Source organism: Lentzea sp. NPDC051838, assembly GCF_040681245.1.
Taxonomy (GTDB): domain Bacteria; phylum Actinomycetota; class Actinomycetes; order Mycobacteriales; family Pseudonocardiaceae; genus Lentzea.
Genome location: NZ_JBFAYI010000019.1, coordinates 14092 through 29145, shown reverse-complemented (window position 1 = coordinate 29145; position 15054 = coordinate 14092). Strand labels below are relative to the sequence as shown.

General features: G+C 66.7%; 13 protein-coding genes. 5 read left to right on the top strand and 8 right to left on the bottom strand.

What is annotated here, in order from left to right; translation table 11 throughout:
• Positions 1-68 precede the first annotated feature (68 nt).
• The 4 genes from pabB to AB0M24_RS31680 form a co-directional block, all read right to left on the bottom strand.
• Positions 69-2054, bottom strand: coding sequence for an aminodeoxychorismate synthase component I (pabB, locus tag AB0M24_RS31695; protein ID WP_363776160.1), 1986 nt, complete (start codon positions 2052-2054; stop codon positions 69-71).
• 92 nt (positions 2055-2146) lie between these two features.
• Entirely contained in the window at positions 2147-2974 is an 828-nt protein-coding gene (locus AB0M24_RS31690) for a hypothetical protein (RefSeq protein WP_363776158.1), read from the bottom strand.
• A complete protein-coding gene (locus AB0M24_RS31685; protein WP_363776155.1) occupies positions 2971-3468 on the bottom strand; it encodes a SigE family RNA polymerase sigma factor in 498 nt (165 codons plus the stop codon). Before AB0M24_RS31685 ends, AB0M24_RS31690 begins: the two co-directional genes overlap by 4 nt.
• 42 nt (positions 3469-3510) lie before the next feature.
• A complete protein-coding gene (locus AB0M24_RS31680; RefSeq protein WP_363776152.1) occupies positions 3511-5205 on the bottom strand; it encodes a glycoside hydrolase family 97 catalytic domain-containing protein in 1695 nt (564 codons plus the stop codon).
• Between the two features lie 157 nt (positions 5206-5362).
• Here AB0M24_RS31680 and AB0M24_RS31675 point away from each other — a divergent pair, with 157 nt between their 5' ends.
• The 4 genes from AB0M24_RS31675 (at position 5363) to AB0M24_RS31660 (ending at position 9097) form a co-directional block, all read left to right on the top strand.
• On the top strand, positions 5363-6547 hold the full coding sequence (locus AB0M24_RS31675) for a metallophosphoesterase (RefSeq protein ID WP_363776149.1): 1185 nt from the start codon (positions 5363-5365) through the stop codon (positions 6545-6547).
• Positions 6548-6655: 108 nt separating this feature from the next.
• Complete coding sequence (locus AB0M24_RS31670) at positions 6656-7822, top strand: type III PLP-dependent enzyme (protein WP_363776146.1); 1167 nt, start codon at positions 6656-6658, stop codon at positions 7820-7822.
• 34 nt (positions 7823-7856) lie between these two features.
• Entirely contained in the window at positions 7857-8252 is a 396-nt protein-coding gene (speD, locus tag AB0M24_RS31665) for an adenosylmethionine decarboxylase (protein WP_363776143.1), read from the top strand.
• Positions 8253-8281: 29 nt separating this feature from the next.
• Positions 8282-9097: a spermidine synthase gene (locus tag AB0M24_RS31660; protein WP_363776509.1), complete on the top strand. Its 816-nt coding sequence runs from the start codon at positions 8282-8284 to the stop codon at positions 9095-9097.
• Positions 9098-9160: 63 nt separating this feature from the next.
• Here AB0M24_RS31660 and AB0M24_RS31655 read toward each other — a convergent pair whose 3' ends face one another.
• From AB0M24_RS31655 to AB0M24_RS31640, 4 genes are all read right to left on the bottom strand, one after another.
• Positions 9161-9541, bottom strand: coding sequence for a hypothetical protein (locus AB0M24_RS31655; protein ID WP_363776140.1), 381 nt, complete (start codon positions 9539-9541; stop codon positions 9161-9163).
• A gap of 59 nt (positions 9542-9600) precedes the next feature.
• Positions 9601-11649, bottom strand: coding sequence for a prolyl oligopeptidase family serine peptidase (locus tag AB0M24_RS31650; protein WP_363776137.1), 2049 nt, complete (start codon positions 11647-11649; stop codon positions 9601-9603).
• A gap of 539 nt (positions 11650-12188) precedes the next feature.
• Positions 12189-12959, bottom strand: coding sequence for a DUF1295 domain-containing protein (locus tag AB0M24_RS31645; RefSeq protein WP_363776134.1), 771 nt, complete (start codon positions 12957-12959; stop codon positions 12189-12191).
• The gene (locus tag AB0M24_RS31640) at positions 12956-14182 is read right to left on the bottom strand and encodes a cyclopropane-fatty-acyl-phospholipid synthase family protein (protein ID WP_363776506.1); all 1227 of its coding nucleotides are present in this window, start codon (positions 14180-14182) and stop codon (positions 12956-12958) included. Before AB0M24_RS31640 ends, AB0M24_RS31645 begins: the two co-directional genes overlap by 4 nt.
• Positions 14183-14342: 160 nt before the next feature.
• Here AB0M24_RS31640 and AB0M24_RS31635 point away from each other — a divergent pair, with 160 nt between their 5' ends.
• Positions 14343-15011 (top strand): hypothetical protein, encoded by a 669-nt coding sequence (locus AB0M24_RS31635; RefSeq protein WP_363776131.1) that lies wholly within the window; start codon positions 14343-14345, stop codon positions 15009-15011.
• Positions 15012-15054: the final 43 nt, after the last annotated feature.

Below are 15054 nucleotides of genomic sequence, written 5' to 3'. Positions count from 1 at the left end.
CGGCCGACGTGTTAACCATCAAGGACGTACACATCCCGGTCTGTTCACACTATCCCCGGAACGTGGGATCAACGACCAGGAAAGTGCGCTCCGAACAGGCGTAACACCGCAGTCGCCTTGACCGCTGTCTCCTCGAATTCCTCGTCGGGGTCCGACAGCGAGATGACAGCTCCGCCCACGCCGAAACTGACCTGGTCGCCGTTCGTCACGAGCGTTCGGATGACGATGCTGAAGTCGGCGGCGCCGTTGAGCGAGAAGTAACCGAGGGCTCCCGAGTACACCCCGCGTGGACCGGCTTCCAAGCCATCAAGGATCTGCATGGTCCGGATCTTCGGGGCACCGGTCATCGAACCACCGGGAAACGCGGCTCGAACACATCGGACAGCAGAACTGTCCGCCCGAAGGCGTGCCCGCACGGTGCTCACCAATTGGTGTACGGTCGCGTAGGTCTCGACGTCGAACAACCGCGTCACCTCGACCGAACCCACTTCCGCGCACGTGCCGAGATCGTTGCGGACGAGGTCCACGATCATCAGGTTCTCCGCCCGGTCCTTGACCGAACGGGCCAGTGTTGTGCGCAACATCTCGTCGTCCGCCTCATCAACACCTCGCGGACGTGTCCCCTTGATCGGCGATGACTCGACGACACCATGTCGGTCGACCCGGATAAATCGTTCGGGTGACGTGCTGAGCACGGACAGTTCACCGAAACGCAGCAACGCGCCGAACGGAACGGGATTTGCGGCACGAAGCAGCCGATAAGTCCCCCACGGGTCGAGGGAGCCGTGCCACGACATCATGTTCGTCAGGCACGCCTCGTACGTCTCGCCGGCCGTGATCGCTTCCTGGCACGCGCTGATCAGCTTCAGGTAGTGCGCGCGCGGATGGCGCAACGTCACCGCCGACACGACGGGCAGGGAAGGCTCCTCCAACGGCTTCAGAGCGTTCAGAACGACCGAAACCTGGCCAAACCACGTGTCATCTGTCAGAGACAGCAAATAGACGCACTCATCAACGTGATCGATGACCACCGCACGGTCCGCGAACACGAACGACGCGTCAGGCTGTTCCGCGCGGTGGGCGTAGTCGCCGCCGCACTCCGCCTTCAGTTCGTAGCCGAGGTACCCGACCCACCCGAGTGCGAAGTCGAACGGCACATCGGGCTGTTCGACTCCCCAAGCCGCGATGTCGTCGTCCATCCACGAGAAGAAGGACGTACACGGCACACGCTCGCCGTCGAGAGTGAGCACCTGGTCCGGCACGGAGTACTGCGCGACGCGTGCGAGAGGCCCCGAAGCGTCCCCCATGAACGAGAAGCGTCCACCGGACCCGCTGTCCAGCCAGAACGACGTCTCAGAGGCTCCGTACAGCGCCGCAAACGTTTCCTCGGCATCGGCGGCCGCGTCGAGCCGCCGGACGTGCACAGGGCGCTTCTGAGGCCGTGGACGAACCTGCGTGAGTTCCGGTACCGCGGCGGTTCGACTGGGCGTCAGCGCGGCGAAGTTCGCGAGCATCTCGCGTCCGAAGTCAGTGCAGATCGACTCCGGGTGGAACTGCACACCCCACGCGGGCCTGTCGAGCGCGCGCACACCCATCAGCACGGAGTCGTCGCTCCACGCGATGGCCTCCAACGAGGAAGGCAGCTCCGTGACCGCCAACGAGTGGTAGCGCACCACGTCGAACGGCGATGGCAACCCGTCGAACACATCGACGCCCGTGTGTGTGACAGGCGAGACGATCCCGTGGCGCGGCACGGGCGCTGGACCCACGACGGCGCCATAAGAGAGACACAGACCCTGGTGCCCCAAACACACGCCCAGCAACGGAATCTCGGCGTGGTCGATCACCGCGCGGCAGATGCCGAAGTCGGCGGGATTGCCGGGCCGGCCGGGTCCCGGCGAGATCACCACGTTGTCGAACGACCGCAGCGAGGCAAGCCGAAAGCGCGGGTCGTCGTTGTGGACGACCACGGGCTCGACTCCGTTCACCTCAGCCAGGTGCTGAAAGAGGTTGAACGTGAACGAGTCGTAGTTGTCGATGAGAAGAGTGCGCATTGCAGGACGGCACTCTACCTGGCAAAACACCCGAAAAGAGCAACGAGAGAGGGCGGCCACAAACGTGACCGCCCTCCGCACAACGGACCAACTCAGCTCGTGACGCGGAACCTCGGATCGATGGCGAACTCCGCCAGCTGCTGCTCGGTGAAAACCGGCACGTCCAGCTCCGGGTAGTCGTCGCCACCGTTGTACTTGTCGTCCTGCGCGATCGTCACGATCGTGCCGTCCTGCGCGCGATAGGTCGCCCACTTGTCGAACTGGTCGCGATCACTCGTGTTGTGCCGCACCACACCGACCCGCAGACCCTTGACGTCCAGCACCTGGCAGTCACCGCCCATGCCCCAGAACGTCTTGGCCAGCTCGCACGGCTCCTCCGGAAGGGCCCTGTTGGGCATGGACACCTCGGCGAGCAGCCAGCCCACCTTGCCGTCCTTGCGCATCGGCGTCTCGGCCATGTACTCCCAGATCTCGGGCGTCTCGCCCTTGTCGGACGCCACCTGCGCCTGGGTCCGCTGCATGTCGGACCCGCTCCTGGTCTTCAGCTGAGGGGTGTCGTAGCCGAGCGGCACAACGCCTTTCAGCTCGTCGAGCAGCTTCTGCGCCCGGTCCGCCTGCGGCCCGTTCGTGGCGGTGCGGTCGGTTTGGCCGATCGGCCATTCCGGGCCCCATTCCGTCTGCGGCAACAGCTTTCCGGCACCCATCATGATGTCCCGGCCCAAACCCGGGTTCGCTGCCAGCGCCGAACCGACGCCGAGCCCGACGACGAGCACCGCGACCGCGGCACCCACCAGCGAGGCCCTGCGCTTCGACCTGGCCCTGTGTGCGACGTCGAGGGCCTGGCCGGGGTCCATCGACGGCGGCGGGCTGCTCGCCACCAGCACGTGCTCGAAAGCATTCCTGAGGTCCTGTTCGTTCATCGAACCCTCTCCTGACCCACGAGCAGACCGCGCAGCGTCTGCAGCCCCCGCGCGGCCTGACTCTTCACCGTTCCCTCCGAACACTTGAGGATCTCCGCCGTCTGTTCGATCGACAGGTCCTCCCAGTACCGCAGGACGAGGCACGCACGTTGCTTGGGAGGCACCTTCGCCAATGCCTCCAGCAGCACCATGCGCTCCTCCGGGAACACTCCCGGTGGAGCGGGCGAGTCGGCGAGCTCCTCGCTCACCGCCTCGAACCGGAACCACCCGCGCCGCCGCTCGGACAGGTACGTCCGCACCAGGGTTTGCCTGGTGTAGGCGTCCATGGCCTCGTGCCGTTGAATGCGCCGCCACGCGAGATAAATCTTCGTGAACGTCGTCTGCACGAGGTCTTCCGCGCGATGCCAGTCGCCGCACAGCAGATATGCCGTGCCGCGCATGACGTCGGAGCGAGCCGCGAAGTACTCCTGGAACGCGGCGTCCCGCTCACTCATCCGGATTCCTCCCCACCTGCGGTACCGGGCTAGTCACGCCACCTACGACCTCGCGGGTTGCACGAACCTCACAGAAAATCCGCCGTCCTTCGCGACCGGTAGCGAGAGGGTCCCACCGGCGGTGACGGTGCGCGTGCCGAACGTGAGCTTCCGATCCGGACCGTCGGAGTAGATCTCGGCCGTCCAGGTGCCCGTGCCGAGGAACCGGAGCGGTACGTCGAGCGTGCGCGCGGCGCCGGCCACGTTCGCGCCCACGTACCACTCGGCACCGTTGCGGCGTGCGATGACCGCGAGCGCGCCCGGATCACCGGCCAGCAGTCTCGTCTCGTCCCACACCGACGGCACCGTTTTCAGCAGCCGTTCCGCGATCGGGTACTTCGGGTAGTTCGAGACCTTGTCCGCGAAGTGCTGCAGACCCGACTCGTAGATCACCGACAACGCCAGCTCGGCGGCGTCGCTGTTCGCCCGCACCCCGCTGAAGGTGACCGGGGTGAAGTCCATCGAGCCGGCGAGGTTCCTGGTGAACGGCAGGGTGAGGTAGTGCGAGACGGGTTTCGGTTCCCTGCCGGGCTTCGGCTTGGTGGTCTCCGCGCCGAGCACTCCCTCGTAGCTCATCACGTGCGGCCAGGTGCGTTCGGTGCCGCGCGGGATCGTCGAGCCGTGGAAGTTCACCATGAGCTTGTTCTTCGCCGTCGCCGCCAGAATCGCGTCGTACCAGCGCATCCTGGCCTGAGAGTCGGAGTTCATGAAGTCGATCTTCAGACCGGCCGCGCCCCACTGCTTCCACTGCGGCAGCCTGGAGTCGCGTTCGGACGCGGTGTCGAGGTCGCTGTAGTGCACCCACAGCTGGACGCCGACCTTGCGTTGCGCGCCGTACCTGATGAGCTCCTGAACCTGGCCAGACCCCCAGTTCTTCCACCCCGAGTCGACGAGGACGTACTCCCAGCCCTGTCTCGCCGCGTAGTCGACGTACTTCTTCTGCAACGCCAGGTCTCCCGTGCCGTCGCCCCACCACGACCACGCGGAGATGCCGGGCTTCACCCAGCTCACGTCGCCGGCCTTGTTGGGAGCGGCCAGGTCCGTGGTCAGGTCGGACTCGACGACGGTCGCGAGGTCGCCGATGATCAACGTGCGCCACGGGGTGGTGCCGTTGCTCTGGGTCTGCGCGTCCGGCAACGTGAGCTGGAACCTGTTGTTCCGCAACGTGATCCGACTTGCTCCGTAGTCGCCGGTCAGATCGGACTCGGTGAGCAGCAACCACGTTCCGTCCACTTGGAACAACGACGGGTAGCCGTACGCGACCTGCGGCGCCTGTCCGACCGTCGTGTGGGTGTGGATGTTCTCGTAGTCCTGCCTGCCGTTGTCCCACGGCAGCAGCACGGCCTTCGCGTTCGCCGGCACGGCGAAGTCGGTGGCCTCACCGGTGACCGTCGCGGACTTCCCGAGCACGTACCGGTATCCGATGCCGTCCGCCGAGACCCGGAGAACGACGTCGAGCCGTTCGCTGCCTTTTGTGAAACGGAGTGTTGTTTCATTCGCGTCCACGTCGTGCTGACGACGGCGTCCGGAGGTGGTCGCGTACTGCTCGCGCACGGCCCTGTCGCTGCGGCTGACGAACTGCAGACCGGCGCTGAGGTCGGCATTCGTCGTGCGAAGACCGAGTGCGGAGGCGTTCAGAACGGTTTTCTCAGCTTTGGCCGCCGAAATCGACAGCGTGCCGTTATCCGCCAAGGTCACGGTGGCTTTGACGTCGGTATGTGCCACTTGCCACGATTGCGCGGCGTGAGCGGATGGCGTGCAAACCGACACCATCAGTAACACTGCCACGGGTATTGCGGACCTCATAGGTCCCTCCAACGATCACGCCCGCGGCAGCGAAAAGCATACTGATGTCGTGATTTTCCTGTTGCTCCTCGGAGTCCCGGTCGCACTGGGCCATCTGTACCTGTGGCGCCGGCTGGTCGTGGACACCACGCGCCCCCGCACGCTCGGGCGCCGCGTCGGCGGGCTGGCCGTCGCCGGGATGTTCCTGCTGCTGATGGCCACGCTGGTCGTGACGCGCCGGGTGCCGCCGGAGTTCGGGAAGTTCTTCGCCTGGCCGGGGTTCGTGTGGCTCGCGGTGCTGTTCTACCTGGCCATCGCACTGGGAATCGCCGAAATTCCGCGCCGGATCCTGCTGAAGCGAGCGACTCTCGCACCGGTGGCCGTCGGCGTCGGTGCCGATCCGGTCGAGCCCGTCGAGGTCGTGCCGGATCCCGGTCGCCGGCTGTTCATCTCGCGCTCGGTCGCGATCGGCTCGGGCATCGCGGCGGGCAGCGTCGTCGGCTACGGCATGACGCAGGCGTTGGGCGCACCGCAACTGCTGCAGGTGCCCGTGACGCTGGACAAGCTCCAGAAGTCGCTGTCGGGCTTCCGGATCGCGGTCGTGAGCGACATCCACCTCGGCCCGCTGCTCGGCCGTTCGCACACCGAACGCATCGTGCGCATGATCAACGAGCAGGAGGCCGACCTCGTCGCGATCGTCGGCGACCTGGTGGACGGCTCGGTCGCCGAACTGGGCGAGGCCGCGGCACCGTTGCGGGACCTGGTGTCCAGGCACGGCAGCTTCTTCGTGACGGGCAACCACGAGTACTTCTCCGGCCACGAGCAGTGGATCTCAGAGCTCGACAGGCTCGGCGTGAACCCGTTGCGCAACGAGGGTTTGACAGTTGCCGGTGGACTCGAGCTCGTGGGTGTGAACGACGTGACGGGGAAGTCGTACGGCGACGGACCGGACTTCGACCGCGCTCTCGCGGGGCGTGACAAGAACAACCCGCTCGTCCTGCTGGCACACCAGCCCGTGCAGGTCGGCGACGCCTCTTCACACGGCGTAGACCTCCAGTTGTCCGGTCATACACACGGTGGACAGATGGTGCCGTTCAACTTCGTCGTGCCGGTGCAGCAACCCAGTGTCGCGGGGCTGTCGAAGGTGGACGACACGTGGCTCTACGTCAGTCGTGGCGCGGGTTTCTGGGGTCCGCCGGTGCGCGTGGGCGCCCCGCCGGACATCACGATGATCGAGCTTCGTTCTGCTGGCTAAATCACACTCGCGCGGACTGGATTGCGCGATTGCGGTGTGGAGGCCGTAGAGTGGACGGCCGTGCCCGCGTACGGACCGCGAGGCGGATGAAGGGGGACCCCTGGGGAAATGACCGAGAGCTTCGCCGTCGATCGGCGCAACGAGGCAGAGGCTCGTATTCGGCGTTTCCTGGACCAGGAGAACCCGTCGACACCATGTCTGGTGATCGACCTCGAGACCATACGCACGCGCTACCAGGCGATTCACGCGGCGCTGCCGTCCGTCGACATCTTCTACGCCGTCAAGTCGAACCCCGAGCCGGATGTGGTGGGAACGCTCGTTTCCGAAGGTTCGCAGTTCGACGTGGCGTCGCCCGCGGAGATCGACCTGTGCCTGGCACGCGGCGCTGCACCGTCCTCGATCTCGTACAGCAACCCCATCAAGAAGGCCGCGGACATCGCGTACGCCTTCTCGCGCGGGGTGCGACTGTTCGTGTCGGACAGCGAGCAGGACGTGCGCTTCGTCGCCGAGCACGCACCAGGTTCGTCGGTGCTCGTACGAATCCTTGTACACAGCAAGGGTTCCACGTACCCGTTCGGCAACAAGTTCGGTTGCGATCCCGAGATGGCGACGGATCTCTTGCGGCTGGCGCACGAGTTGGGCCTCGTTCCTCTTGGTGTCGCGTTCCACGCCGGCTCGCAACAACTCTCGACCGCGGGCTGGGACTCCGGTATCGCCGACGCCGCTGTGATCGCGTCAAAACTTCGTGCGGAAGGCATTGAGACCACCACCGTGAACTTGGGCGGCGGCCTTCCCGCGGTGTATCAAGAAGACACGCCCTCGCTCGAGTCCTTCGCGTCCGCCATCGAGGCGTCACTCGCACGACACTTCGGCGAAACCCGCCCGCGAGTGATGATCGAACCCGGCCGCGCGGTGTCCGCCGAGGCCGGGATGATCCGCTCGTCCGTCGTGCTCGTCTCGCGCAAGTCCTATTCGGACGAACGCCGCTGGGTGTACATCGACATCGGCCGCTACCAAGGCCTCGCCGAGACCGAGGGCGAGGCGATCGCCTACGCCCTGCGGACCTCGCGCGACGGCGGCCCGGTCGGCCCGATCGTGCTGGCAGGCCCGACCTGCGACGCGGACGACGTGATCTACCAGCACACCCGCTACGACCTGCCGCTGGACCTGGAAGCCGGCGACCACGTGGACATCCTCTGCGCGGGCGCCTACACCTCCTCCTATTCGTCCGTGTGCTTCAACGGCTTCCCGCCGTTGGCCACGTACTGCGTCTAAGTCCGTTTGCAATTCACATAGTTTGGAGTGATTGATGTCCGAAGCGCCCTGTCAGACCGAGGAAACCGTCGGTTTGTTCGCGGGACAGCACGTACTTGCAGAGCTCTCGGGTGTGAGTCCGGAACTGCTCGACGACGAGCAGTTCCTCAAGCACGCCCTCGGTGAGGTTCTGACGCAGGCCGACGCGACGGTGCTGGAGGTGATCTCCAAGAAGTTCGATCCTCAAGGAGTCACCGTGCTCGCACTGCTGTCGGAGTCCCATGCGTCGATCCACACCTATCCCGAAGTGGGGTCGGTGTTCGTCGACGTGTTCACCTGCGGTACTCGTGCCAAACCCGCGCTCGCCGTCCAGCTACTCGCTGACGCCCTGGGCGCCGCTCACGTGAGCACGGACCTCGTCACTCGAGGCATCAAGGAGCACGCCGCGTGAACACGATCAACGAACCGCTCGCCGACGGCATGACCCGCCACTGGCAAGTGGACGAGGTGCTGGTCGACACCAAAACCGACTTCCAGCACCTGGTGATCGCCCGCACGGCCCAGGGCATCTCCCTGTTCTGCGACAACGACCGCCAGTCCACCGAGTTCAGCCAGCTGACCTACCACGAGGCCCTGATGGTCCCGGCGCTTCTGCTCGCCGACACCGTCGAGCGCGTGCTGGTCATCGGCTCCTCGGAAGGCGTCGTCTGCCAGATGGCCGTCCAGCACGGCGCGACCGTCGTCGACCACATCGACATCGACGAGCAGGCCGTCAAGCTCTGCGCGGAGCACCTCCCGTACGGCTACACCGTCGAAGAACTGGCTGCGGCGGAAGAGGGTTCCGGCCCGATCCGCGTCCAGTACATCGACGGCTTCGAGTACATCCGCACGACGTCGGAGAAGTACGACATCGTGCTGGTGGACCTCCCCGACGAGCGCGAGGAGGAAGCCCAGCACAACCGCTTGTACGGCGCCGACTTCCTGCGCATGTGCAAGGCCCTGCTCCGCCCCGGCGGCGTGGTCGTCAACCAGTCGGGTTGCCAGACCATGTGGCGCAACACCACCCTGATCCGCTCCTGGCAGCGCTTCAACGAGGTGTTCGAGACGGTCGCCTACTACGGCTCGGACGAGCACGAGTGGGCCTACCTCTTCGGCCGCGCCGACGTGGTGGAAGACCCGACCGCCCTGATGGTCGACCGCCTGAAGACGGCGGGCTACCAGCCGGAGTCGATCGACGACCTGGCCCTCCTGGGCAACAGCATTCCGCCGTACCGGGTCCGCCAGTCGCTGGCATAACGACGGCTCAGCCAGAAGGCGCGCCTCCCCTGTGCGGGAGGCGCGCCTTTTGCTTTCCACGCGCTACTTCCTCAGCGCGACACCAGCGCAGACCGTCGCGGCGACCCAGATGACAGGCCCGGCAAGGCCGCCCAGCAGGTCGACGTGGCCAGGCAGCACCAGGTACACCACGAAGGCCACGTCAACGACTCCCAACACCACCGTGTTGAGCCAGAACCCGACCGGACTCCGCAGCCGGGTCAACGTCAACGCGACGTAGATCGCCTGCCCGCCCAATACGGTCACCGCCACGAAGTACAACAAGCTCTCCGCGGCCATCTCTCCCGCGGGAGCGCCATCGGACAAGTCCCCGATGACCATCGAGGCCCCCAGCCCCATGTGCAGCAGCCCCCAAAGCACGTACAGCGCAACAGAGGTAGTACGAACGCTGATGTTCCTCCCCATGACGACGCAGCGTGCCGTGGGGAGGAACTCGGGACACTGGGGCTGTCCCTACCTCGGCCTCAGCTCAACGCCTGCCTGAGAAAATCGACCTGAAGCAGCAACAGGTTCTCAGCGACCTGCTCCTGCGGCGTCATGTGCGTGACGCCGGACAACGGCAACACCGTGTGCGGCCGCCCAGCAGCCAGCAGCGCGTTCGACAACCGCAGAGTGTGCGCGGCCACCACGTTGTCGTCAGCCAGCCCGTGAATGATCATCAACGGCCGCGACAGCTTGTCCGCGTCGTCGATCAGCGAGTTGGTGTCGTAGACGTCCGGCTTCTCGTCGGGGTGCCCAAGGTAGCGTTCGGTGTAGTGCGTGTCGTACAGCCGCCAGTCGGTGACCGGCGCCCCGGCGATGCCCGCGTGGAACACGTCCGGCCGCCGCAGAACAGCCAGCGCGCTCAGGTAGCCCCCGTACGACCACCCGCGGATGGCCACACGGGTCAGGTCCAGGTCGGGCTCGACAGCCGCGGCGGCGTGCAGAGCGTCGACCTGATCCTCGAGCGTGGCCCCGGCGAAGTCGTGCGCGATCGCCCGCTCCCACGCGAGTCCCCGCCCCGGAGTCCCCCGCCCGTCGGCGACGATCACCGCGAACCCCTGGTCCGCCAACCACTGCGAAGCCAGGAACGCGTTCTGCGACGAGACAACGCGCTGAGCGTGCGGCCCGCCGTACGGGTCCATCAGCACCGGCAGCTTGGTGCCCGGCGTGTGTCCGGCCGGCAACAGCAGCGCGGCACGCAGCCCGCGCTCCCCCAACGTCAGCATCCGCGGCGCGGCCTTGATCACCGGGGTGTCGGCCCACGACTCGATCTCGTGGTCGCCGACGGTGACCTTGACGCCGAACCGGTCCACAGTGGCCGATGCGAGGAGAACCGTTTCACCGCCCCGAACAGCGGTGTGCACACCATCCTCAGTGGACACCTGCTCCACGGTCGCGCCGACGGAGTAGACGTGGGTCTGCGTCGGGTCGTCTCCCGACGCGGCAACGAGAATCGAGTCGTCCGCGATGTCGAGGACCCGGCGCACCTGCAGCCCGGAGGTCACGACGTCGTCGCCGACCTGGAGCGCGTACTCGTCGCCGTTGCCCACGATGCGCACCAACCGGCCGTCCGGCGTCCATGCCGGAGCACCCGCGGTCACCTCGACCCACACCGGGTCGGTCTCGACGGCGACCTCGGCCACGGCCCCGGTCTCGGCGGCGAGCGAGTAGATCCGACGGGTCCGCTGGTCCCGGCTCTGCGTGGTGATCAGCGGCGCCCCGCCCGACGACCAGTGCACGTCGTTGAGGTAGTCGAACTCGAGCAGCACCGGCACAAACGTGCCGTCCAACGACACCACGTGCAGCGACACGTTCGCGTTGGCGGTGCCGGCCGCGGGGTACGCGATCTCGGTGGCAGCCGTGCCGGGGTTGGCCGGGTCCGCGATGTACCACCGCTGCACCGGCGCGTTGTTCACGCGCGCGGCGATGAGGCGGGTGCCGTTCGGCTCCCACCAGTAGCCGCGATACCGCGACATCTCCTCGGCCGCGATGAACTCGGCCAAGCCGAACGTAACGTCCTCGCCGTCGGGCACAGCCACCGCGAAGTCGTCGCCCGACGCCAGCTCGACCACCCGAAGCGTGCCGCGGGTGACATACGCCACACGCGTGCCCGTCGGGTCGACGCGCGGGTCGATGACGCCACCGCCGGTCGGCAGCTCGCGAACAGCCCCGTTGGTGAGGTCGGCCACGAACAGACGCCCGGACAGCGCGAACGACGCGACCGTCGCATCCTTCGACAGCGCGTACCCGACGATGCCCGCACCGGACTCCCGCGTGCGCTCGCGGCGGGCCTTCTCCTCGGCAGGCAGGTCCTCCGGGTCGCTCAGCAACTGGGCCGGGTCGGCCAGCAGCCGTTCGACACCGGTGGCCGTGTTCAGCTCCCAGAGCCCGTTCGCACGGCTCGTGGCCGTCGCCGGACGCAGGAAGAAGACACGGTCCCCGTCTGACGACACCGCGAAGGTCCTGGGTGCGCCTACGGTGAACCGCTGGGTGCGCGCCTGTTGGCGCGGGAAGGAGATGTCGTTGCCCACCCGCCCACACTAACCCGAGGCCCAGCTCACGACCGGCGTCGCGACGGGCGCAGGCTGGCGCGATACAGACCCACAGGGGGTTGCGGACGCGCGGACAGGACAGCACCTCGCGAGCCAGGCACGGCCGAGGTCGCGAACGCACGACCGCAAACACAAACCCGGCTCGGCAGAGCCCGCGAACGCAACGCCACAGTCTCAGGCCATGAACCCAGCCCGGCAGATGCCACCAACGCACGACCGCAGCCGCAAACCACAAACGCAGCCCGGCAGAGCCCGCGGGCGCAACGCCGCAATCTCAGGCCACAAACCCAGCCCAGCAGAAGCCGCGAACACACGACCACCATCACCTGCCGCGCACCAAGCCCGGCCAACGCACCTGCGGAACGACAGCCCGCGAAACCCTGACATCGCAGGGCTTGCGGTCCTGCCGCCTGCCGAACACCTCCAGGATCGCGGACATGCACGCACCACCGCAGCCCTGACACCACCGGGCCACAGAACACGTCCCCCGGCAAATCCCGCCGGGACTACGGACCGCCCTACCCCACGCGACTCTTCGGGGGCAGCGGCACGAACCCGCTCGTCCGCCGGACGTACTCGGCGTACCCAGGGCGGCGCGACACGATGTCCTTCTCCAGCAACGGTTTGCCGGTGCCCTTCGCGAGCAGCAGCGTCATGATCACCGGGCCCACGATCGTGAGCGCGGCGAGCCACGAGTGCAGTGCGAAGAGGTACAGGCCCCACCACACGACGGCGTCGCCGAAGTAGTTCGGATGCCTTGTGTAGCGCCAGAGTCCGCGATCCATCACGGCACCGGAATTCGCCGGGTCCGCCCGGAACCGGGAGAGCTGCCAGTCGCCAACGGCCTCGAAAGCGAAGCCGACCATCCACACGCCAGTGCCCACCCAATCTAGCACTCCGAACGGGGCCGAAAGATGCATCGCGGCCTGCACCGGCAGCGCCACGATCCACATCAGCACGGCCTGAAGCAAATACACCCGGTACATCCGCAGGCGCGGGTTTCCCTTGGCACGCCTCAAGATGTCCTGGTATCGCGGGTCTTCTTCCTTGCCCGAGTTGCGCACGAAGATGTGCACTCCCAGGCGTACGCCCCACACGACCGTCAGCCCGGCCACCAGCCATTGGCGAGTTGGTTCGCCCGAAGCGAACAGCAGCGTGACCACCGCGATCACGGCGAACCCCGGACCCCAGAAGGAGTCGATCAGGTCGTAGCGCTTGCGTGCGTCCGCGTACAGGAAGAGGCCGCTGAGCAGCACGAACACGGCCAGAAAGCTGATCAGGAAGCTCATCGCGACACCAGCTCACGACGCACGCGCGGCATGCCGCTCCTGCCGTTCGAGCTCCTGCGCACCGCCAGGATCTGGTCCACGCCCATCCGCCCTTCTTCGAACGTCAGCGCACCACCCGCGAGGTAGAGCCGCCACACGCGCGCCTGACCCTCGCCGACCAGCGCGACGACCTCGTCCCACCGATCTTCCAGTGTCTGCGCCCACGCCCGCACGGTCCAGACGTAGTGCTCCCGCAAGGCGTGCACGTCGCGGATCTCCAGGCCGGCGGCCTCCAAGAACCCTGTCGTGGCACTGACAGGGCGCATGTGCATGTCCGGCGCGACGTACGACTCGATGAACGCGCCGCCGCCGGGAGCGTTCGCACCGCGCGACATCTGCTGCAGCAGCAGACGGCCGGAAGGCTTCAGCAACCGGTACAAGGTGGCGACGTACGTCGGGTAGTTGCGCTCGCCGACGTGCTCGCCCATCTCGATGGTGGAGATCGCGTCGAACGGTTCGTCCGTCACCTCGCGGTAGTCCTGCAGCCGCACCTCGACCCGGTCCTCCAAACCCTCGGCGGCAACCCGCGAGAGGATGTGCGCGCGTTGCTGCGCGGAGATCGTGACGCCCACGGCGCGCACGCCGTAGTCGCGAGCCGCGTGGATGATCATCGAGCCCCAACCGCACCCGACGTCCAGAAGCCTCATCCCCGGCTGCAGATCGAGCTTGCGGCACACCAGATCCAGCTTGTTGTGCTGCGCCTGCGCCAACGAGTCCTCAGCGGACGTGAAGTACCCGCACGAGTACGCCATGCTCGGATCGAGCACGAGCCGGTAGAACTCGTTGCTCAGATCGTAGTGGTGCGAAATGGCATCCCGGTCGCGGCGAAGCGTGTGCAACGCGCCGCGCAACCGCGCCTCCTCGCGAGGCGCCGATGGGTTGGGGCCCAATACTTTCAGTTGCAATGCAAGTCGAACGACCTCCGCCACACGGGGCCGCCGCGTGACGCCGCGACGCACGAGCCCCCAGATCTCGGACAGCCCAGTGGCGAGATCACCCTCCACATCGAGCTCCCCGCTCACGTACGCGCGCGCGAGGCCGAGCTCGTTCGGACTCCACACGAGCCGGCGGAGAGCGTCGCGACTGCGGATCACGAGCACGGTGCCGTCCTGCGGCCCCGCCACGCTCCCGTCCCACGCCCGAATTCCGATCGGCAACGGCGCGCCCAGCACGCGTTCGGCCATTCCTGCCAGCTGACCAGCGACGACCACCCTGCACCTCCTGCGGAACCTGGCTCCGCCAGACGTTCGGGACGACAAGAGGTTCGGTTCGTTTCTGAACCGAGACGCAACCACGCCCGTATGGCCTCGATAGAGCGAACGGATGGACAAGGAGGACATGAGTGTGATCCGACGTAACCGCATTGCCATCGGGCTCGCCGCGGGACTCGCAGTTGTGCTGGGTCTGGGTGTCTGGAGCGCCACGGGCAGTGGCACGAACTCCAAGCCGGTGGCACAAACCGAAACCGATCTGGGCGTCCTCGGTGACTACGGCGACGTGGGTCAAGAACCGGTACTCCAGGAGCCCGCTCAGGCCCCTGCTCAGCAGGCAGCACCGGAAACCCCGACCCCGGCCGCGCAGCCTCCCGCCGCGCAGCCGCCGGCCGCCGCACCAGTCAGCTCGTTGAAGCTGGTCGGCAAGGCAGTCGACAAGATGGGCATGGTCGTCCAGGACGGTGACGGCCGGACCCTGTACCGCTTCGACAAGGACACCCCGAAGCCCGAAGGCAAGTCGAACTGCAACGGCCAGTGCGCGATCACGTGGCCGCCGTTCCTGTCGGACCAGATCCCGCAGCTGGAGGGCATCGACTCCAAGCTCGTGTCGCTGATCACCCGTGCGGACGGCAAGAAGCAGGTCGCGATCGACGGCTGGGGTGTCTACACCTACTCGCAGGACCCGGGCCCGGGCAAGTGGAAGGGCCAGGGCGTTGGTGGCACCTGGTTCGTGATCCAGCCCGACGGCAAGCGCAACGTGGAATGCCTGCCCCCTGGCGTCACGGCTCCGGCGGCGTAACCCCACAGCATCGCGTTAGGACGGTCCATCTGAGACACACAAC

Bases quoted from the DNA above. Each gene is read 5' to 3' on its own strand.
- pabB (WP_363776160.1), bottom strand. From the start codon at position 2,054: ATGCGCACTCTTCTCATCGACAACTACGACTCGTTCACGTTCAACCTC.
- AB0M24_RS31690 (WP_363776158.1), bottom strand. From the start codon at position 2,974: ATGAACGAACAGGACCTCAGGAATGCTTTCGAGCACGTGCTGGTGGCG.
- AB0M24_RS31685 (WP_363776155.1), bottom strand. From the start codon at position 3,468: ATGAGTGAGCGGGACGCCGCGTTCCAGGAGTACTTCGCGGCTCGCTCC.
- AB0M24_RS31670 (WP_363776146.1), top strand. From the start codon at position 6,656: ATGACCGAGAGCTTCGCCGTCGATCGGCGCAACGAGGCAGAGGCTCGT.
- speD (WP_363776143.1), top strand. From the start codon at position 7,857: ATGTCCGAAGCGCCCTGTCAGACCGAGGAAACCGTCGGTTTGTTCGCG.
- AB0M24_RS31660 (WP_363776509.1), top strand. From the start codon at position 8,282: ATGACCCGCCACTGGCAAGTGGACGAGGTGCTGGTCGACACCAAAACC.
- AB0M24_RS31655 (WP_363776140.1), bottom strand. From the start codon at position 9,541: ATGGGGAGGAACATCAGCGTTCGTACTACCTCTGTTGCGCTGTACGTG.
- AB0M24_RS31645 (WP_363776134.1), bottom strand. From the start codon at position 12,959: ATGAGCTTCCTGATCAGCTTTCTGGCCGTGTTCGTGCTGCTCAGCGGC.
- AB0M24_RS31640 (WP_363776506.1), bottom strand. From the start codon at position 14,182: ATGGCCGAACGCGTGCTGGGCGCGCCGTTGCCGATCGGAATTCGGGCG.